This window comes from Gemmiger formicilis, assembly GCF_900167555.1.
GTDB classification, from domain to species: Bacteria; Bacillota; Clostridia; order Oscillospirales; family Ruminococcaceae; genus Gemmiger; species Gemmiger formicilis.
The window spans coordinates 259,950-281,073 of record NZ_FUYF01000003.1; the positions used below are offsets into that span (position 1 = coordinate 259,950).

Below are 21,124 nucleotides of genomic sequence, written 5' to 3' on the forward strand. Positions count from 1 at the left end.
TAGTTATATCACATCGGGCGTCAGCTGTCAAAGTCAACGCCTTCAAAGTTATCGAACGCCGGGGAATTCAGCTCCTCCTGCGGTTCGTCACTTGCCTTTTTGCGGGTCGTGCGCCTTGTCGTACCGGCCTTGCGGCGGCGGGCAGGCTTGGCCTCCGGCTCGTCATACAGGCCGGAGACATCCTGGAATCGCGTCTCGTCGATGGCGGGCTCCTCCACGGGGATCGGGGCGGGCTCGGCTTCCTCCGGTTCCTCCGGGTGCGGCGCGATGGCAAATTCCACCGTGTCTACCTTTTCGCCCTGAGCCCGGGCACTTTCCGTCGGCTCCGGCACGGGCTGGGCTGTGGGCGGCTCATAGTAGGCCGTCTCCTGCATGGCGGGCATCTGGGCTGCCTGCTGTATCGGGGCCGACTCCGGCACAGGCTGGGCTGCGGGGGCCGTGTAGACCGGGGCCTGCACAGCGGGCTGCGGCTCTGCCGCAGGGGCAGCGGCCTGCTCCGGGGCCGGGGACGGCGGCGGAACGGGTTCATCCTCGGGCCGTCTGGTATAATCGGGCAGTTTATTGATAAGGTTGATATGCTTGCGGTACATCTCGATCAGCGAACGCTTGAAGCTGTCTGCCTCACCCTTGAGCGTGACGATCTCCTGCTTGGCCAGCTCGACGTCATCGCGGGCGCGCTGCTCACGGTCCTCCGCCTTGATGTTGGCCGAGCGGATGATCTCCGCCGCTTTCTGCTTGGACTCGCGGATAATACTGTCCCCCATGCGCTGGGCGTTGATCATCGACGTACTCAGGGAGTTTTCCATCGTTCGGTATTTTTCAATGCGCTGGGCCAGCATGACGAGCTTTTTCTGCAAATCATCATTCTGGGCAGCCAGGTCGTCCATTGCCTGGGCGACCTGCTTGAGATAATCATCCACATCCTCACGGCGATAGCCCTGGAACGCTTTGTCAAATGTGACGTGGCGGACATCCTCGGAAGAGATCATGACAGCTTTCCTCCTGTATGCGGGGCGCACGGCCCCGTTATTCCCTGCCCGCAGCGCTGCGGGCGATCCTGCGCTCAATATTGGTAAAAGGATATGAACAGACGATCCTTGCGGCTTTTGCCGCCGATGGCCGCCAGCTTGAAGCGCCCCACGCCGCGCACTGTAAAAATATCCGCGGCGTAGGCGGTCTCGTGGGCTGCCTTCAACGGCAGGTGGTTGATCTCTACACGGCCCGCGGCGATATATTCTGCCGCGCGGGTGCGGGAGGTGTGCAACATGGCTGCCAGCACCGCGTCCGCACGCAGGGACGGCACGGTAGCCTCCTGCAGGGTGCGCTCGCGGCTTTCGGCCAGACGGGCGGGCAGTGCGTCGATGCACGCAGTATGCACGGTGCAGTGCCCTGCGCCGGTCAGCTCCGCGTTTATAAATTCCTGCTTGTCGGCGAGGATCACCGCGTAAAACGTGTCCTCACGCTCGGGGTCTGCCAGCAGGTCCCCCACGCAGCTGCGCTCAAGGCCAAGGCCCAGAATCGCACCGAGATAATCCCGGTGGGTCGGCAGCTTATTCCCGTAAGCGGTGCATTGCAGGTAGGCCAGCGGTTCTTCCTGCCAGGCGTCGGGCGGCTCAATACAGAGCACTCGGCGTTCTGCCGCGTCAAAGCCGCCCCAAAAGCGGATGCAGCTGCACCCGGCCTTGTTGCAAGCGGCCTGCGCCAGGCTCTGCTCCCGGTCCGAGAGAAAACCCGTATAACGCGGGATGCCGCGGCTTACCGCAACGCGGCACAGCTCCTCGACACGGCGCATCAGGCGGCGCTCGCCGTCATTCTGCGGCGGCACAAAGCCGCGCACCGCATTGGCGGTATCAGAAGAAGACGCCATTGTTTTCCAGCTCGTCGAGCAGGTCACCCATAATATCAACGTTGTACGGCGTAATAATGAAGGTGCTGGTCGCCACGCGCTTGATCTGGCCGTTGTTGGCATACGCTACACCGGACAGGAAGTCGATCAGACGGCGGGAGACCTCTTTGCTGGCAGACTCCAGATTCAGCACCACAGTATGCTTTGCGTTGAGCTGGTCCGCAATGCTGGACGCATCGTCAAAGCGTTCCGGTTTGACCAGAACGACCTGCAGCTGGGTCGTCGCGTTGATGTTCACGACCTTATTGCTGTGCTGTTTGATCTCCTGCTGCTGGGTATACTCCTGCGCAGCTGCAGCCCCCTGCCCGCCGGGGAAAACATTCTCTTCAGTGTCATCTACATAGGAATCTGCATCGGGGTCGATACCGAGCTTGCTTCTCAAACTGTCAAGCATGGACATGGTCGTAAAACTCCTTTGATTAGAAAGCGCCGTTTACGTCAGCGCGTCATTACAGCGATATACATTAAATATTATCTTCTTTTTTGGCAGTCTTGTCAATACAAACGGCGTATTTTCGTTATAATAGTTTGCCATCCTCCAAATTTGTGCCCTGCACGATGATCTCATCATAGAGGCGCACCTCATTTGCACTGCCGAGCTTGCCGTCCTCCGGGACAAGAATGTAGCTGTCGTTCTCATACAGCGTTGTGATCTTCAAAAAGCGCTGCAGGTTGCCGTACTTGACATAGACACCGCGCTGACCGTTCACGATATGCAGCGCCGCCTTGTCGATGCGGATGCCCTCGTAGGTTTTTAAATCGACCTGCACGGTCTCGCAGCCCAGGCCCAGGACCTCGGCGCTGATGGTCTGGCATTGCAGCACGATCTTGGCAATGCCGTTGTCCTTGTCCTCGGTGACTTCCTCCACCGTGGCGGAAAGCGGGGTGTTCTGCTTGCCGGGTACGCTGATTTTCACCGTGGACAGACCGTCGAACCGTGCGGCGGTATCCAAATCGCAGACCGCGTAGAATTTCCAGCTGAAGCCCGTCACGATCTGTCCGGCGCGGTTTGTATCCGCTGCCGGGAAGCCGTCTGCCAGCATTTTTTGCAGCGTGGCCGGGTCGGCATCGGCCAGCGCCCGGCAGTCCGTCCGGATGGCGGGCGAGGCCTCCGTGCGGCTGAAATAGCCGTTCGTTGTGGCGGTGACGGTCTGCAGCGTGTCGAGCTGTGCCTTGATGCCGTCGTACTCGGTCTGCAGCGCTGCGATGGACTGGGAGAAATCCGCCGTCTGCCCGGTGCTGATCTGCAGACGGTTCTGGGCCAGCAGAAAGCTGTCCTGCGCGTCGGAGATGCCGGTATACTGGGCAGTGTCCAGCTTATCCAGCAGGTTGTACAACGCCTGCTTTGTCTGGTTTGTCAGCACCGAAAGCTCACTGCCGGCAGAATTCTGCGACTTCGTAAGCAGCGTGATGGAGCGCTCGAGCCGGTCCAGACGCTCACGCTGCAGGCCCTGGGTGTCATCGGTGTAGCATTCGGCTACCACCGTGCCGTTCGTCACGCGCTCGCCATCCTGCACAAGATAGCCGAGATTGCCGCTGCCCGGCACATCCACAGCGTCAAACGCCACAACGCCGGTCAGGTTCAGGCTTTCGGCCAGCGTGTAGCGGATGGCGGTCTCAGTCTTGTAGGACCGATGGAAGATCAGCACGAACTGGACGGCAACATACAGCAGGAAGAGTGCCAGTGCCAGCAGACCCAGCGCGTGTAAAAGTTTTTTTGCCAGCGGGCGGTCCTGCCGGTTGCTCACGGTGCACCCTCCTTTCCGTTATTTCTCGTTGTGCAAAAAAGCCCGCACCAGCGTGCAGGCGCGCTCGGTGACATCCTCCTCATCCAGATAGAGCCACACCGCGTCGTTCTGACGGCGGAACCAGGTCAGCTGGCGCTTGGCGTAGTTGCGCGTTGCCTGCTTGAGACGCTCGGTGCATTCGGTCAGATTGGCCGTGCCCTCAAAGTACGGGAAGAATTCCTTGTAGCCGATGGCCTGCGCCGCCGTGCGGTAGGCATCGCGGTGGTCGTAGACCTGCCTTGCTTCGTCCAGCACACCGTTTTCGACCATTTCGTCCACGCGGCGGTCAATGCGGCTGTACAGCACTGCGCGGTCCCGGCAGGTCAGGCAGAGGCAGAGCGCATGGTAGGGTGCCTCGGCGGGCCTGGCCTCGCGGCGCTGGTCGCTCATGCGGCGGCCTGTGGCTTCAAAAAGCTCCAGTGCGCGGATGACGCGCGGCAGGTTGTTGGGGTGGACCTGAGCGGCGTAGTCGGGGTCGATTCTTTGCAGCTCGGCGTAAAGCGCCGCGCCGCCCTCGGTGTCCGCCCGCGCCTGTAATCGGGCGCGGATGGCGGGGTCGGTCTTTTCCGGGGCAAACGCCATACCGCTCAAAAGACTGGTGATATACAGCCCCGTGCCGCCCACGACGAGGGGCAGTCTGCCGCGGGCCGTGATGTCCCGTATCAGCGGGTCGGCGGCGGCGGTGAAGTCCGCCACGCTGTAGGGGGTCTCCGGCGACAGAAAGCCCAAAAGATAATGCGGTATCCCCTGCCGCTCCTCTGCACTCGGCTTCGCCGTGCCTACGTCGAGATTTTTGTAAATCTGCATCGAGTCTGCGTTGATGATCTCGCCGTCAAAGGCTCTGGCCAGCGCGACGGAAAGTGCGGTCTTGCCGCTGGCCGTCGGCCCGCCGACGGCGACGACGCGGGGTTTAGACAAGTCGGCCAAACTGCTTTTCCAGCTCCTTCCGGGTGATTTTCAATACGCAGGGCCGCCCGTGCGGGCAGAACGGCGGGACCGTGCCGTCCATGATGCGCTGGGCCAGCGCGAGCATCTCGGCGGCGTTCGTGCGGTCCCCCGCTTTGATGGCCGCGCGGCAGGCAATGGAATGCAGCACCCACTCGGTCTTTTCACGCAGGGCGTCGCGTCCGCCGTCGGCGAGTTTTGCCGCCAGCTCCACGATCATATCCTCTACATCGTCCACCGGCACGTCTGCGGGCACGGCGCGCACGACAACAGTCGAGCCGCCGAAGTCCTCGGCCTCGATGCCGGCATCGGTCAGAAGGTCAAGGTTCTGCAAAACGGCCTGCTTTTCCGCGGCGGTCAGATTGACCTGCACGGGGACGAGCAGCATCTGGGACGGCACGCTGCCGTAGTCCCTGGCCAGCTGCTCAAACAGAATGCGCTCATGCGCAGCGTGCTTGTCGATAAGGCAAAGCTCACTGCCGCGCTCGGTGATGATATAGGTCTTGAACACCTCGCCGACAAGGCGCAGCGGCTCGCTTGCAGGCGGCGGGGTCAGCGTCGTCTGCTCGGGACGTGTGCTGACCATGTCGGGCAGGGCGCTTAAAGCATGCGGGTCATTCCGAACGTAATCCGTCTCGGGGTCTGCTGCGGGGGCCTCGTCGGGCAGCTCCGGCAGGATGTCCAGCACCGTGTCATCGCTGACGGCGTGGGGCATCGGCTGCGGGGCGGGAATCGTTACGGGCTCCGACGCGGGCGTTTCAACCGCCGTCACCGGCGCGACCGGGGTCAGCGGTCTCGGTGCGGGTCCCGCCGTGTAGGCGGGCTTCGGGGACTGTGCCTCCAGCACGCCCGGGACAGGCTGTGTGCCCTGTGCATTCTGAACGCCCTGCGCCATCGGCAGCGGGCGCGCAGGCACGGGCGCGGTCAGACCGTTCAAAGCGCGGTATTCTGCCGCGGACAGCGTCGTGAAGCCGCCCTTTTTCGGCTGGGCTGCAGCGGGCCGCGCAGCAGGTGCCGGGGCGGCGGGCTGCAGCACGGTCTGCCCGGGCTTTTCTTCGGGCGCGGTGTGGCCCATCTCAAAGCGGCACTCGCCGCTGCCGGGCGTTGCCAGCGCGGCGCGCACGGCGCGGTAGACAGCGTCAAAGACGTCACTCTCTTTCGCAAAGCGAATTTCGGTTTTCGCCGGGTGGACGTTGACATCGACCATGTCGGGCGGCAGCTCCAGCATGAGCACCGCGCCCGGGAACTTGCCCTGCATCATCGTGCCCTTGTAGGCGTTTTCGAGTGCCGCCATCATTGTGCGGTTTTTGACGTAGCGGCCATTAACAAAGAAATGCTGCGCACCGCGGCTGGCGCGGCAGGCACGCGGCGGCGTGACCAGGCCGGTCACATGGTACAGCTCGCTGCCGCCGTCCACGGGCAGCAGGTCGCGGGCAAATTCACGGCCCAGGACCGCGTAGACCGCACTGCGCAGGTCGCCGTCGCCGGGGGTCACATACTGCTGCTTGCCGTCGCGCAGATAGCGGAAGCTGATCTCCGGGTGGGACAGCGCCGCGTGCAGGACGGTCTCAGCCACAAACGTGCCCTCGCTGGCGTCCTTTTTCAAAAACTTCATGCGGGCGGGCGTGTTGTAAAACAGGTCACTAACCGTGATGGTCGTGCCGACGGGGCGCGCGCCTGGCTCCATCCCACGCTCCTCGCCGCCTTCGATGCGGTAGCAGCAGGCGTACTCGTCGGTCTCTGTGCGGGTCAGCACCTCGACGCGGGCAACGCTGGCAATGGAGGCAAGTGCCTCGCCGCGGAAGCCCAAGGTATGGATGTGCCCGAGGTCCTCCGCCGTCGCGATCTTGCTGGTGGCATGGCGGATAAACGCTTTATCGATATATTCCGCTTCTATGCCTGAACCGTTATCTACGATTTGCAGCTGCTGGATGCCGCCGCGCACCGCCGACAGCGTGATCTGCGTCGCGCCTGCGTCGATGGCATTTTCCAGCAGCTCCTTCGCCACGGAGGCGGGCCGTTCGACGACCTCGCCCGCCGCGATCAGCTCTGCGGTATGCTTGTCCAGTACACGAATTTCCGCCATGGTTTTCACCTGCCTTTAGTCTTTGTCCAGTGTATTTTTCAGCTCGTACAGGAAGTTCAGCGCCTCCAGCGGGGTCAGTGTCTCAATGTCTACATTGTGGAGTTTTTCGACGACCTCGCTGGGTACGCTGGGGTTGTTGTAAGCCTCGACGGTGTCAAAATCGAGCTGCATCGTGTTATTGCGCCCCGGTGCGCTGGCCTCCAGCTGGCGCAGCACGGCGTGGGCGCGCTTTGTCACGCTGCCGGGCAGACCCGCGAGCTTCGCGACCTCGATGCCGTAGCTGTCGTCGGCGGGGCCTGCCACAATGCGGCGCAAAAACGTGATGTCCTCGCCGCGCTTTTTGACGGCGATATTATAGTTTTTGACGCCGTGAATATCCTGCTCCATGCTCGTCAGCTCGTGGTAGTGCGTGGCGAACAGCGTCTTGCAGCCTATGTTCTCGCAGATAAATTCTACCACACTGCGCGCAATGCTCATGCCGTCAAACGTCGAAGTGCCGCGGCCAATTTCATCCAGAATCACTAAGCTGTCCTTCGTCGCGTTTTTCAGGATCTCCGCAACCTCGGTCATCTCGACCATGAAAGTCGACTGCCCGGCGGCGAGGTCATCCGACGCGCCGACGCGGGTGAAGATGGCATCCACCACGCCGATATGCGCCGCGGCGGCAGGCACAAAGCTGCCAATCTGCGCCATCAGGGCAATCAGCGCATTCTGGCGCATGTACGTAGATTTACCGGCCATGTTCGGGCCGGTGATGAGCAGCATCCGGTTCTCGTCCTCGTCGAGCATCGTATCGTTGGGCACAAACAGACTGCCCTTGAGCATCTGTTCAATGACCGGGTGGCGGCCCTCCTTGATCTCCATAACACCGCTCTCATCCACGTTTGGCATGACGTAGTTGTTTTGCAGCGCCGCCTCGGCAAAGCCTGCCAGCACATCGAGCTGGGCCACAGCCGATGCCGTGCGCTGGATGCGGACGACCTCGGCGGAGATTGACGAAAGCAGGTCGGCAAACAGCTGGTGTTCCAGAACCAGCAGACGCTCGTTTGCGCCGAGGATCTTATTTTCCAGTTCCTTCAGTTCGGGCGTGATGTAGCGCTCACCCGTCGTCAGCGTCTGCTTGCGGGTGAAGGTATCGGGCACCGAGTCGGTGTAGGAGCGGCTGACCTCAATATAGTAGCCGAACACCTTGTTGAAGCCGATCTTCAGCTTGGGGATGCCGGTCTCCTCGCGGTAGCGGGCCTCAAGGTTTGACAGATACCCCTTGCCGCCGTGCATGATGTCGCGCAGCTCATCGACCTCGCTGTTGAAGCCAGCGCGGATAGCGCCGCCGTCCTTCATGTTGGCGGGCGGGTCATCCACAAGGGCGGTCTGGATGTTCTGCAAAACATCCTCGAGCAGGTCGATCTGGTCAGCCAGCTGCGTCAGCAGCGGCGCACCGCAGGCCGCAGCCTGGGCCTTGACCTGGGGCAGCATGGCGCAGGTATCTCCCAGCGCCTTGACCTCGCGCGGGGTGGCGGAGCCGTAGAGAATGCGGGTCGTCAGCCGCTCAATGTCAAAGACATGGCCGAGGGCTTCTTTCAAATCGGCGCGGGCGATGCTGGCAGAATAGAGCGCCTGCACCGCACAGAGCCGCGCGTTGATGGCCTCGGCGTCCACAAGGGGCTGCTCGATCCAGGAGCGCAGCAGACGCTTGCCCATCGAGGTTTCGGTCTTGTCGAGCACCCAGAGCAGCGTGCCGCGCTTCTCGCGCCCGCGCATCGTCTCGGTCAGTTCCAGATTTGCGCGGGTCACAGGCGACAGGCGCATATACTGTGCGTCGGCGTAGTTCTGCACGGTCTTGATGCGCTCAACGCCGTGCTTTTGGGTCTCGTGCAGGTAGTTGAGAAGCGCCGCCACAGCATACGGGACAAGCGCGTCCTTCTCATAGCCGAGGGTCGTGCGCCAGTCGGCGCCGAACTGGTCGGCCATGGTCTGCTCCATGACGGCGTCCTTAAAGCAGGCATCCTCGCGCAGCTCGACCAGGGCGTTCGTGTGCTGCTTGATGTAGGTCGTGACATCTTTAAAGTCAAGCATCGGCGGGCAGATCAAAATCTCGCTGGGCATATAGCGGCACAGCTCAGTGATGATGGCTCCGCCGATTTTTTCAGCGTTCAGCTCGGTGGCGTAGGCCTCGCCGGTGGAAACGTCCGCAAAGCAGACGCCCGCACGCCAGCGGCCACGGGTGCGCTTGCAGTAAATGCTCGCCAGATAGTTGTTTTTATCCTCGGACAGCATGCTGCTTTCAATGACCGTGCCGGGCGTGACAACGCGGATGATGTCGCGCTTGACAAGACCCTTGGCGAGGGCAGGGTCCTCCATCTGCTCACAGATGGCGACCTTATAGCCCTTAGCGACCAGGCGCGCCATGTAAGTCTCGTAGGAGTGGAACGGCACGCCGCACATAGGGGCGCGTTCTTCCTTGCCGCAGTTTTTGCCGGTCAGCGTCAGCTCCAGCTCCCGCGAAGCCGTCAGCGCGTCGTCGTAGAACATTTCATAGAAGTCACCGACGCGGTAGAACAGAATCTCGTTGGGATGCTGTTTTTTGATTTCAAAATACTGCTGCATCATGGGCGATACTGCTTGCTCGGCCATGTTTCACACTCCTGTTGATTCTTGTTGGTATGTTGTTCTTGTAGAGGCGGATTCCATATCCGCCCGGAAGGTATGCGGCTGCGTACAGTGCTGCGGGCGCATATAGAATGCGCCCCTACGGCCTCTCTGCCCCGCGCCTCAATCTTTAGTGGCAGCCGCCGCAGGTGGAGCAGCTGCCGGTGCAGCCGCCGGTGGGGGCCTGCACGGTCATGGGGTCGCCGCCGTTCATAGCGGTGTTGATGATGGCGTCAATGTGGCTGACCATTGCCTCGCACTCGGCCTTGGCGGCGTTGTAGCGGACCATGCCCTCGCTGGCCATGATCTGGCTGTACAGGTCGTTGACGCGCTGGTTCAGCTCGGCCACGCGGGCGGCATCGGTCTCGGCCTTGGCACTCTCATTGTTCAGGTCGAGGCGGGCGAGGTTGAACTCACCGATCATGTTCTGCAGCTCCTCGTCCATGTCGTTTTCTCGGCGGGCAGCGTCCAGCTCCAGGTAGCGGGGGTCAGTCTGCAGGGCAGCGGCGGCTTTCTTGAAAAGATCAATGCAATCCATTGTAAAATTCTCCTTATAAATATAATGTATGGGGCAATACCGCATAATTCTAAGTGCCGATACGGCGAGCGAGGTGCGGCAGCTGCTAAGCCAAAAGCGCAGATAATACTTTGTGTATTATCGAGCATTTTGGCAACGCAGATGCCGTGCCGCAGCCGCCGGAGCGGTGCTTAAGCCGTAAGGCGGGAATTATGCGGTGTTGCCATAGGTTTATTCAGCAAGCTCGCCCACAAGCAGCGCGGCGCGCGAGCCGGTGATGTGGACATCGGCCCACTGGCCGATAAGACTTTCAGGAGCCTTGAACTCCACGACCAGATTGTTGTCGAGACGTCCGTTGACGGTGCCCTCATTGCGGCCCGCAGCCTCGACCAGCACGCGGACGGTCCGGCCTGCCATGGCGGCGGTGGCGGCAAAGGCGAACTCCTCCTGCGTTTTCAGCAGGCGGTCCATGCGGGCGGCCTTCTCAGCGTGGGTCGTTGGGTCGGGCAGCTTGGCCGCCGGGGTGCCGGCGCGTTTGGAATAGATGAAGGTAAACAGCTGCATATAGCCCACCTCACGGATGAGGTCGAGCGTTGCGGCAAAGTCCTCCTCCGTCTCTCCGGGGAAGCCGACGATGATGTCGCTGGAGAAGGTCACACCGGGAATTTTTTCCTTGGCGTAGCGGATCAGATCCATGTACTGCGCGACGTTGTAGTGGCGGTTCATCTCCTTGAGCAGTCGGTCCGAGCCGGACTGCACGGGCAGGTGGATATGCTTGCACAGATGCTCCTGCGCGGCAATCGTGTCGATGAGCTTGCGGCTGGCGTCCTTCGGGTGGCTCGTCATGAAGCGGATCTGGTAGTCGCCGGGGACTTCGCACAGCAGGTTCAAAAGGTCGGCAAAGTCGATGGGATGTTCCAGCCCCTTGCCGTAGCTGTTGACGTTCTGGCCCAGGAGGGTGATCTCCTTATAGCCCTGCTCGACAAGCTGCCTGAACTCCGCCAGAATTGCGGCGGGCTCGCGGCTGCGTTCCCGCCCGCGGACGTAGGGCACGATGCAGTAGGTGCAGAAGTTGTCGCACCCGTACATGATGGGCAGCCACGCGCGGAAGCCGGAATCGCGGCGGATGGGCAGCTCCTCGACCACGGCGTTGCGCTCGGCGGGCTTTTCCAGATAGCGCTTGCCCTTGCGGATGCGCTCGGCCAGCATGGCGGGCAGCCGGTCAATGCCGTCCACGCCAAAGACAAGGTCCACATAGGGGTAGCTCTGGCGCAGCTTTTCGACGATGTGCTCCTGCTGGGCCATGCAGCCGCAGACACCGATCATCAGGCGCGGGTTCTGCTCCTTGAGCTTTTTCAGCGCGCCGACATTGCCGAAAACGCGCTGCTCGGCGTGCTCACGCACGGCGCAGGTGTTGAACAGGATGAGGTCGGCGTGTTCGACATTGTCGCACAGGCCGTAGCCGACATCCTGCAAAACGCCCTTGATCTTCTCGCCGTCGTTGACGTTCTGCTGGCAGCCGTAGCTGCGTACATACGCCAGCGGCGGTGTCTCATAGAACGCCGCCAGCGCCTTGGCGGCGGCATCGTTGTGGGTGTAGGTCAGTTTTTCCAAGTGAATTTCTCCTTATATAAACGCCCAAATGGGCGCACCTATCCAAACATACCATATTAGTATAACAAATTCGAAGCAAAAGCACAAGCGGCAGAAAGTGAATTTTTTGTGCCGTCGGGCGGGGAATCCGCTTTTTGCACCCGTTCCGCAAATAGACGGCAAAAAGACGCCGCGGGAAGATTGACATTTTCGCCTTCTTGCGCTACAATACATATATTATGCCGCTGTGGCGGAACTGGCAGACGCAAGGGACTTAAAATCCCTCGGTAGCGATACCGTACCGGTTCGATCCCGGTCAGCGGCATTTACCCGAGCCGAAACAGCTTTACCGGTTGTTTCGGTTTTTTCTATTGGACCCTGTGAGGCATGGTATGCTGAACCATAAATCTACCCGCAGCGCCCGGCTGTTCTGGCTGGGGGCGCTGCTCGGCGCTGCCGTATTTTTGCTTGTGTACGGCCTTGCACCACTGGACGTAGCCAACGACGCCTTCTGCCGCGGCGGCTACATTGAAAAGGACATCCAACAGCACTACGCGGGCTGGCTGTTCTACCGAAACAGTGCGCCGGGCTGGCCGCTCGGCGTAACGCAGGCCGTCAACGCGCCGCAGGGCGTCAGCGTTGCGTACACCGATTCTATCCCGCTGCTGGCTGTGCTGTGCCGCCCGCTGGCGGCAGCGCTGGGCGGGACGTTCCAGTATTTCGGCTGGTTTACCCTTGTCTGCTTTGCTTTGCAAGGCGGCTTTGCGGCGCTGCTGTGCGGGCTGTTTGCTGAGGGGCTTGCCGCCCCTTTGGCGGGCTCGCTTGTGTTTGCGGCCAGCCCGATTTTACTGGAGCGCGCGTTCCGGCACACCTCGCTCGGTGCGCAGTGGCTTGTGCTGGCGGCGCTGTACTGTTATTTCGTCTGCCGCCGACAGAGCCGGTTTGCGTCGCGCGGATTGTTTGTCATCAACATTCTGGCCGTCGGTATCCACCCGTATTTTCTGCCCATGACCTACGCTGTCACACTGGCGCTTTTGCTTGAGTACGCCGTAAAGCAGCGGCAATGGCTGCGGCCCGCGCTGTTTTTGGGCGGCAACATGCTCTGCACCGCGGCGCTGGGCTGGGCGCTGGGGCTGCTTTACGGCACAGCCACCAGCGGCGGGCAGGCGCTGTACGGCTATTTTGCCATGAACCTGAACGCGCTGTGGAACCCGGCGGGTGTGAACGGCGTTTTGTACAGCCGCCTGCTGCCCGCACAGAATCAGGTCGGCGGCAACTATGACGCCTTTGCCTATCTGGGGCTGGGCGTGCTGGCTGCACTGCCTGTCGTGGTCGTGTCAGCGCGGCGGCATCTCCTGCCCGCTGTGCGCCGTCACTGGGCGCTGTGCGCGGTCTGCGCTGTGCTGACCGCGTTTGCCGTCAGCAACGTCATCACCGCCAACGGCGTGACGCTCGCTACGCTGCCGCTGCCCGCTTCCTTTATTAAGCTGTTCTCGGTCTTTCGCTCCGGCGGGCGGCTGTTCTGGCCCGTCTACTACCTGCTGACGCTGGCAGCGTTCGCAGGGCTGGCGCGTCTGCCCCGCGGGGCAGTCTGGGTCGCACTGTTTGCCGCCGTGCAGCTGTGGGATGTAAGCCCGGCGCTTTGCCAGCGGCACGACGCCATGCAGGCCGCGCAGGTCACGGACGCGTTCCCGTCCGAGCTGGACAGCGATTTCTGGCAGAGCGCGGCACAGTATCGCCACACCGAATCCGTGCAGGGCATGCAGGCCGACAGCTTGCACTTAGCGCTTTGGGCCGCCGATAACGGCATGACGACGAACGATCCGTTCGCCGCCCGCTACGACGAGACTGCTCTTGCCGCCGAGCGCCAAACCGCGCTGGACGCTCTGGACGCGGGCACGCCGCAGAGTGACACGCTCTACCTGTTCGAGGACGAGGGTGCCTTTTTGCAGGCCGTGGAACCGGTCAAGGCGCTGGCCTGGTGCGGGCGCGTGACGAGCGCCGACGGCAGCGCCAGCTGGTATGTCATTGCGCCGGGGCTGCAGGGACAAACATTTGACGCTTTGTGTACGCCCTACGACGAGGACTATCCCCTGCGCCTGGCAGACTACACCGACGCGCTGTGGAACCGCGGCGTGCTGGATGAAACAAAGCAGACGGTCTGCTTTAAGGATTCCCCGTTTGCGCGCACTAAGCTGGACGGTGCGTCATTGCTTTGCGCGGGCGGGCAGGAGTACCCGATTTTGAAGGTCGATGACCACGACGCCGGTTGGCTGATGGTCACCTTGGATATTGAGGATGCCACGGTTTTGTGGGATCAGGAGTTGACGACAAAATGAAAGAACTGCATGTAAAAAGCCTGCTGCCCGTGCGGCTGGACAAGTACCTGATGGACCAGTTCCCCGCTCTGGGCATGGGGCGGCTGAACAAGGCCCTGCGTGAGAACAAGATCAAGCTGAACGGCAAGAAGCAGCCGCTCTCCACCCGCGTGCAGAACGGCGATATTATCAAGCTGTTCCTAAACGACGACCAGCTGGAGAACCGCCCCACCCCCGCCGCCGTGTTTGTGTATGAGGACGACGACATCATCATTGCCAGCAAGCCCGCAGGCATCGCTGTGGACGGCCCGGACAGTGACACGCTGCTCCGCCGCGTGCAAACGAAGCTGGCCGCTGAGGGCAAGGTTGCCCACGCCGTGCTCTGCCACCGGCTGGACACCGGTACAAGCGGGCTGGTGCTGCTGGCGAAGAACAGTGCGGCGGAGGCGTTTCTGACCGCCGCCATTAAGGCGCGCGACATTGAAAAGCGCTACCTCTGCGTGACGTTTGGCCGCCCGAACCCGCCCGCCGCCCTGCTGCGCGACTATCTTTTGAAGGACGCCGAGCGCGGCATTGTGCGCATCACCGACACGACGGCGGGCGGCGCGAAGGAGGTCATCACCGGGTATGAGACGCTGGCTGTCAGCGGACGGCTGGCCCTGTTGAAGGTCGAGCTTGTGACCGGGCGCACCCATCAGATCCGCGCGCATTTAGCACACATCGGCTGCCCGATTCTGGGTGATTCCAAGTACGGCAACAACGCCGCCAACCGCGAGCTGCGGTTCAAGTATCAGGCGCTCTGCGCGTGGGAGCTGCGCTTTCCTGCGCAAATCAGCGACCCGCGGTTTGCGCATCTCGCCGGGCGGGTATTCCACGCCGAGAAGCCGTGGTATTACCAGCAGATTCTGGACGGTACGCTGAAGTAAAGGCTTTGGCCCGGGCGGATACGGAATTTGTCCCTACGGTGTAGGGGTCGGCGTCCTCGACGACCCGCGGGGCTTTTCGCCGCCGCAAACGGCTGCGGGCGACCAATGGTCGCCCCTACAAAAAAGCAGTGCTTTCCGCTTGGAAAGCACTGCTTTTTCTTTATGCCCTGGCGTCCTCGGCCAGACTGCGCCTGCGCAGATACAGCAGGGCTGCGGTCAGAATGGCAAGCGACGACACCAGCGTGATGAGCCAGTTTTCGGTAAAGCCCGCGATCAGGTAGCCGGGCACACAGGCCGCCACGACGACCATGGCGTACTGCATCTGGGTCTGCACGTGGTTGATGTGGTTCGACTGTGCACCGGAGCTGGACATGATGGTCGTATCCGAGATCGGCGAAATATGGTCGCCGCAGACCGCACCCGCCAGCACCGCGGATACCGCTACGATCATCATGGTGGGGTCCGTCTCGGAGAACATATTGACGACGATGGGGACCAAAATCGCAAACGTGCCCCAGCTGGTGCCGGAGGAGAACGCAATAAAAATCGCAATGCAGAAGATCAGCAGCGGCACAAAGCGCATGAGACCCTCATTCAGGCTGACGGCCTGGCGCACAAAGTCGCCGATGCCCAGCGCGTCGGTCATGCCCTTCAGCGTCCAGGCCAGCACCAGAATCAGGATGGGCGGCATCATCAGCTTGCCGCCCTCGGGCACGGAGTTCATGAAGTCCTTAAAGCCAATAACGCGGCGCGGCAGGTAGAACAGCAGCAGGAAGCCCACCGTGACAAGACCCGCAAAGACAAGCGACTCCGACGAGGAGCAGTTGGCAAAGTCCTCGACAAGGTTCGTGCCGCCGTTCAGGTAGCCGGTCCAGATCATCGTGGCGATGGCCGTAAAGATCATGACGATCATCGGTGCAATCAGGTCAATGACCTTGCCCTTGGCGAATTTACCGCCCTCGGTGGGGTCCTTAATTTCCTGGTTTTGGAATGCCTCCCCGCCCGAGGTGAACAGGTCACCGTGGGCAGCGTTGCGCTCGTGCTTTTTCATCAGGCCGAAGTCGAAACCCAGCAGCGAGGTAAAGAACACCATGTAGAGCGTCAGCATCGCGTACAGGTTGAACGGGATCGTGCGGACGAACATCTCAAAGCCGGACATCGAGCTGCCCGCCGGGACGTAGGAGTTGACCGCCGCCGCCCAGGACGAGATTGGCGCAATGATGCAGACCGGGGCCGCCGTGGCGTCGATGAGGTAGGCCAGCTTGGCGCGGGAAACCTTGTACTTGTCGGTAACCGGGCGCATGACGGAGCCGACGGTCAGGCAGTTGAAGTAGTCGTCCACAAAAATCAGCGCACCCAACAGCGAGGTCGCCACGAGCGTGGCGCGCTTGCTCTTGAGCTTTTTCGCCGCCCACTCACCATAAGCGCGGGTGCCGCCGGACTCCTGCATGAGCATAACGACCATACCCAGCAGGATCATGAACATCAGAATCGAGAAGTCGACGCTGTCGATCATCGTGTTGAACAGTGTGTCAAACGCGACCCATGGGTGAAACTCTGCCACCAGCAGCGCACCCAGCGCACAGCCAGCGAACAGCGAGAGATAGACTTCCTTTGTGAGCAGCGCCAGCAGAATGGCGATGATCGGCGGCATCAGGGACCACCAAGTTCCTACAAACATTTCTTACACCTTTTCCTTTTCAAAATATTCCTTTGTCAGCTGCGCCACTGTGCCGGAAAGCAGCAGCAGCGCAATCAGGTTCGGGATGCTCATCAGACCGTTGAAGGTATCGGCAATGCTCCACATCAGGCCCAGGTCCATCGTAGCACCCAGGATGGAAACGAAGGAGTACACCACGAAGAATGGGCGCACGACCTTGTCGCTGCGGCAGAGGAATGCGATAAAGCGTGAGCCGTACAGCCCCCAGCCGATGATGGTGGAGAAGGCAAAGCAGCACAGTGCCACCGCCGTGAAGATGGATGCCCAACCGCCGTAGGTCGTGGTAAAGCCGGAGATCGTCAGCTCCGCGCCCGCGGCGGTGCCGTAGTTGACCGTCGTGCCGCTGCACAGAATGACCATAGCCGTCAGCGTGCAGATGACGATGGTGTCCGCAAAGACCTCAAAGATGCCGAACATGCCCTGCTTGACCGGCTTTTTCGTGTCGGCACAGGCGTGGGCGATGGAACCCGTGCCAAGGCCGGCCTCGTTGGAGAAGATGCCGCGGGAGACGCCCTTCTGCATACTGATGAACAGGCTGCCGATGGTGCCGCCCGTGAAGGCCGCCGGGTTGAACGCACCTGCAAAGATGGCCTCGATCACCGCCGGGAAGCGCTGAATGTTCAGAATAACGACGCCCACAGCCAGCACGATGTAGAACAGTGCCATGAAGGGCACCAGCCGTTCACTGACGCTGCCGATGCGCTTGATGCCGCCCAGCAGCACCATGGCGACGAGCATCGCCACAACGATGCCGACAACGAGGTTCAGGGTGGAAAGCGCGTTCTGACCGACCACATTGAACTCCGTCAGGGCCGTGTCGATGGCGGCGACGATGGTGTTGACCTGGGTCGCATTGCCGGTGCCAAAAACCGTCAGCACGCCGAACAGCGAGTAGAGCACGGCTAGGAACTGCCAGTGCTTGCCCAGACCGTTTTTGATGTAGTACATCGGGCCGCCGACCCACTCGCCGGCGGCGCTGCGCTCCCGAAAATGTACAGCGAGCGTGACCTCCGCAAATTTGGTGCACATACCCAACAGCGCAGAGCACCACATCCAGAACACTGCGCCCGGCCCGCCGATGGCGATAGCGCCCGCAACGCCCGCAATGTTGCCCGTGCCCACCGTGCCCGCCAGCGCCGTGCAGACGGCTTGAAACGGCGTCATCGCACCGTCAGAGGCATCCTTTTTGTGGAACATACGCCCGATGGTGGTTTTGATCGCATACGGGAATTTGCGGATCTGCAAAAAGCCCGTCCGCACACTGAGCAGCAGCCCCACGCCGATGATGCACACCATCGCCGGGATGCCCCACACAAAGTTGTTGACCGCCTGATTGATGGTTGCAATTGCTTCAAGAACCATAAAATCCCATACCTCTTGCCTTTTGATTTTGCCGCAAAAAACAAAAGGCCTGCAATCCCGGCCTTCCTGCCGGTTTTACAAGCCTTTTGTCCGTTCATGACAAGTATGACTTATATCACTGCCATTGTAGTATAACACGATACCGGGTGCTTTGCAATCCCCCGGGCGTAGTGCTGGCGGCACAGTTTATATTGTCAGTGAAACTTTTTTGCGGTATACTCCGGATTATAGATAGAAACACCGCTGAACAGGAGGAGAAGACCATGAACGATGACAAGCTTTGCATTTCCCCGGATGCCCTGATTGCTATGATCGTGACCGAGGCGCAGGACCGCGCGCTGGCGCAGATGTCGGGGCCGGAGGCCGCCGGGGACGTGCAGCCGTCGGATGCGTTTCTACGCAAAATGGACGCGCTGGTCCGCAATACCCGGCGCAAGGCTGACCGAAAGCGGCATTTGCGGGCGGCCAAGCGGCTTTTAATTGCGCTGGCCGTGGCAATGGCGATTTTCTCCTGCACAATGCTGCCCGTCAAGGCCGTGCGGGACGCGGTTGCCCAAACACTGATGACGTGGCATGACCAATTTGTGGCGGTCAGCTATGTCAGCGAGGAGTGGGGCGTTATGCCGGAGTCAGTGACGCTGTCCTATCTACCGGACGGCTTTACCCTGACCGAGGTCAGGGAGCCGAAGGATGTCGGGCACTACTATGCCTCGTATGATAATACGGAGACCGGAGCGTTCTTTACCGTAATGATTGTACCCATTCAGGGTAGGCAGGATGTCATCCTGGACGATGAACACTCCCAATATTACTCGATTACCTTTGACGGCCACGACGCGATTTGGGGCGATATGTTTGAAGGCCAAATGAATGATTTGCTGTGGGAGCATAACAAACTCGCCTGCTCCGTAGAGGGCAACATCAGCCTGCATGAGCTTATCAAAATTGCCCAGGGCATTGTGCTGGAATAAATTTGACAAATTGTGTAACCAAACGCCGCCTTGTGACGGATACCTTATAACACGGAAGTTTATATTCAGGAGGAGCCTACGTGCTGGTTTTCTATCTTGCCGCGCTGGACAGCGACGACGACAAAAACAAATTTGAATACATATACCGCAAATATTACCGCTTTATGCTGCACACGGCTGCGGGCATTATTAAAAATCCCACCTTGGCCGAGGATGCGGTGCATGAGACGTTTGTGCAGCTGCTGCGTGGAATCGACACGCTGCGCATTGATAACGAGCGGGCTCTGAAATCCTACCTTTATATGGTGACCCGGGAGCGGAGCATTGATTTCCTGCGCAAGTGGGAGCGCCGCCGCGGTGCCCAGCCCGATTACGAAAGCCTGGCCGCCGCGCTGGACAACTACGCGGAACCGGAGGAAGTGGCCCTGACAAATTTGCAGCTGGACAAGGCTATTGCCCTGCTGGACGAAATGCCGCTGATTTACCGCCAGACACTGGTTTTGCGCGTGAAGGGGTATTCCATCCGCGAGATTGCCAAAATCACCGATTCGAGCGAGTCCAACGTCAAGACCCGCATCCACCGCGCCCGGGCCATGCTGCTGAAATCGTTTGGGGAGCAGGCGGAGTGAGCAGGATTTGAACGTTCCTGCGCCGGAGTTTCTGACCGACGAGCAGCAGTTGCTTTACCGCCGTAGGAGCGGATTCCATATCCGCCCGGACACTTTGCGGCTGTTGAACACAGCCACGGGCGAACCATGTTTTCCCCCTATCGTCTCTACCCAATTTTCTATCAGGAGTTGATTTTTATGTCCGAGTCCACAATTACCCACAGCGCCAACGGCGTAACCTGCACCATCGAAATGACCGCCGACGAATACCTTGTATCCACCGAGCCGCTGCTGCGCATGGCCGCACTGTCCAAGTGGGCCACCTTCCCGCGGGGCGTGTCTTTTGCGGTGTCCGCCGTTGCCTTTTTCCTGCTGGTCTCCTATGTCACAGAAATTCCGGCGCTGTGTACCTCGCCCGGGTACGGCCCACAGTATGCGGTTGTTTTTGGTGTCGTCTGCCTGTTGCTTCTGCATGTGTTTTTGTTGTATGATCTGCGGGCTTATTTTGTATTTTGCTACGGCCTTTTTCATCGTCATGCCATAAGGTGGAGACTCCGCCGCTGCTTCGGCGCGGATGCTCTGTGCAAGCAAACCGTCACTTTTTGCAGCGACAGCTCCATTCGCTGCACATCTCTACATCAACCTGCCGCTGACGGCCCGCTTGCCGTTCTGCCCAAAAAGCGCATCCTCTGCGCCCTCCTGTCGGGACATTTCCTCATGATTTTAGTAAGCCGTTCCGCCGCTCCCCGCACAGATTTGTCCGCGCCGGAGAGCCTATACAAAGCACGCATTTCCTTGAAGGATAGCATCTGCATCTCCGCCGCGCCTTTTCGTTCTTCCGATTGGGAATCTCTGCTTACCCAGGTCAAAGCAATGGATATTCCGATTCTAACTTCATCTATTTCTACACGGTTAAGTTAAAAGGCAGGGTTCTCAAATACAACAAAAAGTCACATTCTAAATCACATTGAATGTTGCTTTTCATTTGTACAAGATAGATTTTACAGCAGTGCGCGTACCTCGTCCATCCATGTGTCGATTGTGGACTGGGGCGTGACAAGATTCGGCCCGCCGGTGGAATCAAAGCGGAACTCCCGTTTCTGTGCAAACGACTCACCGCGGCAGGCAGTATGAAAAGGAGTATATCGCAACAGCCCCGTATTTGATTCCAATACCAAATACAGGGCGTTTTCTTGCCATTTTGTGCTATATATTGTAGTTTTATGCACTTTCATAGCACTGTAACTTGTAGCTTGTCGCTTATTTGTCGCTTAAATCTGCTATAAGACACAGAAAGATAGTGAAAGATAAGCAACCGCAGGGTTCGTGTTCACCGTAGCTTGTAAGCCCTGCGGGAAACGAGCAGTGAGCTGTTTTGATGGCGTAGTAGCCGTGGTCGATGCCGATAATGATGCTCATAGTGGAAATCCTCCTTATTATAATTAATAGGTATAAAATGGAAAACTTGAAAACAAACTGAAAACTGTCGAAAGAAACGAAAAATCCTCGCAGCCAACAGGAAATTGGCTGCGAGGAAATTGAAAACATTCTGAAAACAGCAGGATTTATTCTGTTTTTTCTCAAAAAAATTGCCCTCTCCCCTGCCAAATTCCAGAAAGCGGCAGAAAAAGTGGGCATCAAGGTGGGCAAACCGCCCAAAAACGGTTGGACAACACTGTAAAACCGTGTCCAAAAATCGGTTGGTGAAACCTCCAATTATCAACGATACAGCAAAT

18 protein-coding genes and 1 tRNA gene are annotated in these 21,124 nt (G+C 59.8%); 6 read left to right on the forward strand and 13 right to left on the reverse strand.

The features are described 5' to 3' along the window. Positions 1-20 precede the first annotated feature (20 nt). The 9 genes from B5D32_RS04410 to miaB all read right to left on the reverse strand — a co-directional run bounded on the left by B5D32_RS04410 (position 21) and on the right by miaB (position 11,504). Complete coding sequence (locus tag B5D32_RS04410; RefSeq protein WP_078783887.1) at positions 21-989, reverse strand: DivIVA domain-containing protein; 969 nt, start codon at positions 987-989, stop codon at positions 21-23. Between the two features lie 74 nt (positions 990-1,063). Then, positions 1,064-1,867, reverse strand: a complete 804-nt coding sequence (locus B5D32_RS04415) for a YlmH/Sll1252 family protein (RefSeq protein ID WP_078783888.1) — start codon at positions 1,865-1,867, stop codon at positions 1,064-1,066. After that, positions 1,851-2,306 (reverse strand): cell division protein SepF, encoded by a 456-nt coding sequence (locus tag B5D32_RS04420; protein ID WP_078783889.1) that lies wholly within the window; start codon positions 2,304-2,306, stop codon positions 1,851-1,853. Before B5D32_RS04420 ends, B5D32_RS04415 begins: the two co-directional genes overlap by 17 nt. A gap of 118 nt (positions 2,307-2,424) precedes the next feature. After that, the gene (locus tag B5D32_RS04425; protein WP_078783890.1) at positions 2,425-3,654 is read right to left on the reverse strand and encodes a biotin/lipoyl attachment domain-containing protein; all 1,230 of its coding nucleotides are present in this window, start codon (positions 3,652-3,654) and stop codon (positions 2,425-2,427) included. 18 nt (positions 3,655-3,672) lie between these two features. After that, positions 3,673-4,611, reverse strand: coding sequence for a tRNA (adenosine(37)-N6)-dimethylallyltransferase MiaA (miaA, locus tag B5D32_RS04430; protein WP_242943394.1), 939 nt, complete (start codon positions 4,609-4,611; stop codon positions 3,673-3,675). Further along, complete coding sequence (mutL, locus tag B5D32_RS04435; protein ID WP_078783892.1) at positions 4,604-6,724, reverse strand: DNA mismatch repair endonuclease MutL; 2,121 nt, start codon at positions 6,722-6,724, stop codon at positions 4,604-4,606. Before mutL ends, miaA begins: the two co-directional genes overlap by 8 nt. Positions 6,725-6,739: 15 nt before the next feature. Beyond that, positions 6,740-9,358 carry a DNA mismatch repair protein MutS gene (mutS, locus tag B5D32_RS04440; RefSeq protein WP_078783893.1) on the reverse strand — a complete coding sequence of 873 codons (2,619 nt, stop codon included), beginning with the start codon at positions 9,356-9,358 and terminating at the stop codon, positions 6,740-6,742. A gap of 145 nt (positions 9,359-9,503) precedes the next feature. Continuing rightward, positions 9,504-9,911 carry a YlbF/YmcA family competence regulator gene (locus B5D32_RS04445; RefSeq protein WP_078783894.1) on the reverse strand — a complete coding sequence of 136 codons (408 nt, stop codon included), beginning with the start codon at positions 9,909-9,911 and terminating at the stop codon, positions 9,504-9,506. 210 nt (positions 9,912-10,121) lie between these two features. Continuing rightward, positions 10,122-11,504, reverse strand: coding sequence for a tRNA (N6-isopentenyl adenosine(37)-C2)-methylthiotransferase MiaB (gene miaB, locus B5D32_RS04450; protein WP_078783895.1), 1,383 nt, complete (start codon positions 11,502-11,504; stop codon positions 10,122-10,124). A gap of 220 nt (positions 11,505-11,724) precedes the next feature. Between miaB and B5D32_RS04455 the strand changes: the two genes are divergently transcribed. The 3 genes from B5D32_RS04455 to B5D32_RS04465 all read left to right on the forward strand — a co-directional run bounded on the left by B5D32_RS04455 (position 11,725) and on the right by B5D32_RS04465 (position 14,727). After that, positions 11,725-11,808: transfer RNA gene (locus tag B5D32_RS04455), tRNA-Leu, on the forward strand. Positions 11,809-11,875: 67 nt separating this feature from the next. Beyond that, positions 11,876-13,822, forward strand: coding sequence for a DUF6311 domain-containing protein (locus tag B5D32_RS04460; RefSeq protein ID WP_078783896.1), 1,947 nt, complete (start codon positions 11,876-11,878; stop codon positions 13,820-13,822). Continuing rightward, entirely contained in the window at positions 13,819-14,727 is a 909-nt protein-coding gene (locus B5D32_RS04465) for an RluA family pseudouridine synthase (RefSeq protein ID WP_078783897.1), read from the forward strand. Before B5D32_RS04460 ends, B5D32_RS04465 begins: the two co-directional genes overlap by 4 nt. A 160-nt stretch (positions 14,728-14,887) precedes the next feature. Here the strand turns inward: B5D32_RS04465 and B5D32_RS04470 are convergent, their stop codons facing one another. Together B5D32_RS04470 and B5D32_RS04475 are read right to left on the reverse strand one after the other, a co-directional pair. Next, entirely contained in the window at positions 14,888-16,381 is a 1,494-nt protein-coding gene (locus B5D32_RS04470; protein ID WP_242943395.1) for a Na+/H+ antiporter NhaC family protein, read from the reverse strand. Between the two features lie 30 nt (positions 16,382-16,411). Next, positions 16,412-17,809 carry an alanine/glycine:cation symporter family protein gene (locus B5D32_RS04475; protein ID WP_078783899.1) on the reverse strand — a complete coding sequence of 466 codons (1,398 nt, stop codon included), beginning with the start codon at positions 17,807-17,809 and terminating at the stop codon, positions 16,412-16,414. Positions 17,810-18,072: 263 nt separating this feature from the next. Here B5D32_RS04475 and B5D32_RS04480 point away from each other — a divergent pair, with 263 nt between their 5' ends. From B5D32_RS04480 to B5D32_RS04490, 3 genes are all read left to right on the forward strand, one after another. Then, positions 18,073-18,780 carry a DUF4367 domain-containing protein gene (locus B5D32_RS04480; RefSeq protein WP_078783900.1) on the forward strand — a complete coding sequence of 236 codons (708 nt, stop codon included), beginning with the start codon at positions 18,073-18,075 and terminating at the stop codon, positions 18,778-18,780. An 80-nt stretch (positions 18,781-18,860) separates the two neighbouring features. Then, a complete protein-coding gene (locus B5D32_RS04485) occupies positions 18,861-19,409 on the forward strand; it encodes an RNA polymerase sigma factor (protein WP_078783901.1) in 549 nt (182 codons plus the stop codon). Between the two features lie 177 nt (positions 19,410-19,586). After that, positions 19,587-20,309 carry a hypothetical protein gene (locus B5D32_RS04490; protein ID WP_078783902.1) on the forward strand — a complete coding sequence of 241 codons (723 nt, stop codon included), beginning with the start codon at positions 19,587-19,589 and terminating at the stop codon, positions 20,307-20,309. Positions 20,310-20,389: 80 nt separating this feature from the next. Here B5D32_RS04490 and B5D32_RS15175 read toward each other — a convergent pair whose 3' ends face one another. Both B5D32_RS15175 and B5D32_RS15740 read right to left on the reverse strand, forming a co-directional pair. Then, the gene (locus tag B5D32_RS15175; protein ID WP_159446979.1) at positions 20,390-20,539 is read right to left on the reverse strand and encodes a hypothetical protein; all 150 of its coding nucleotides are present in this window, start codon (positions 20,537-20,539) and stop codon (positions 20,390-20,392) included. Positions 20,540-20,648: 109 nt separating this feature from the next. After that, positions 20,649-20,807, reverse strand: coding sequence for a hypothetical protein (locus B5D32_RS15740; RefSeq protein ID WP_330592662.1), 159 nt, complete (start codon positions 20,805-20,807; stop codon positions 20,649-20,651). Between the last annotated feature and the right edge of the window lie 317 nt (positions 20,808-21,124).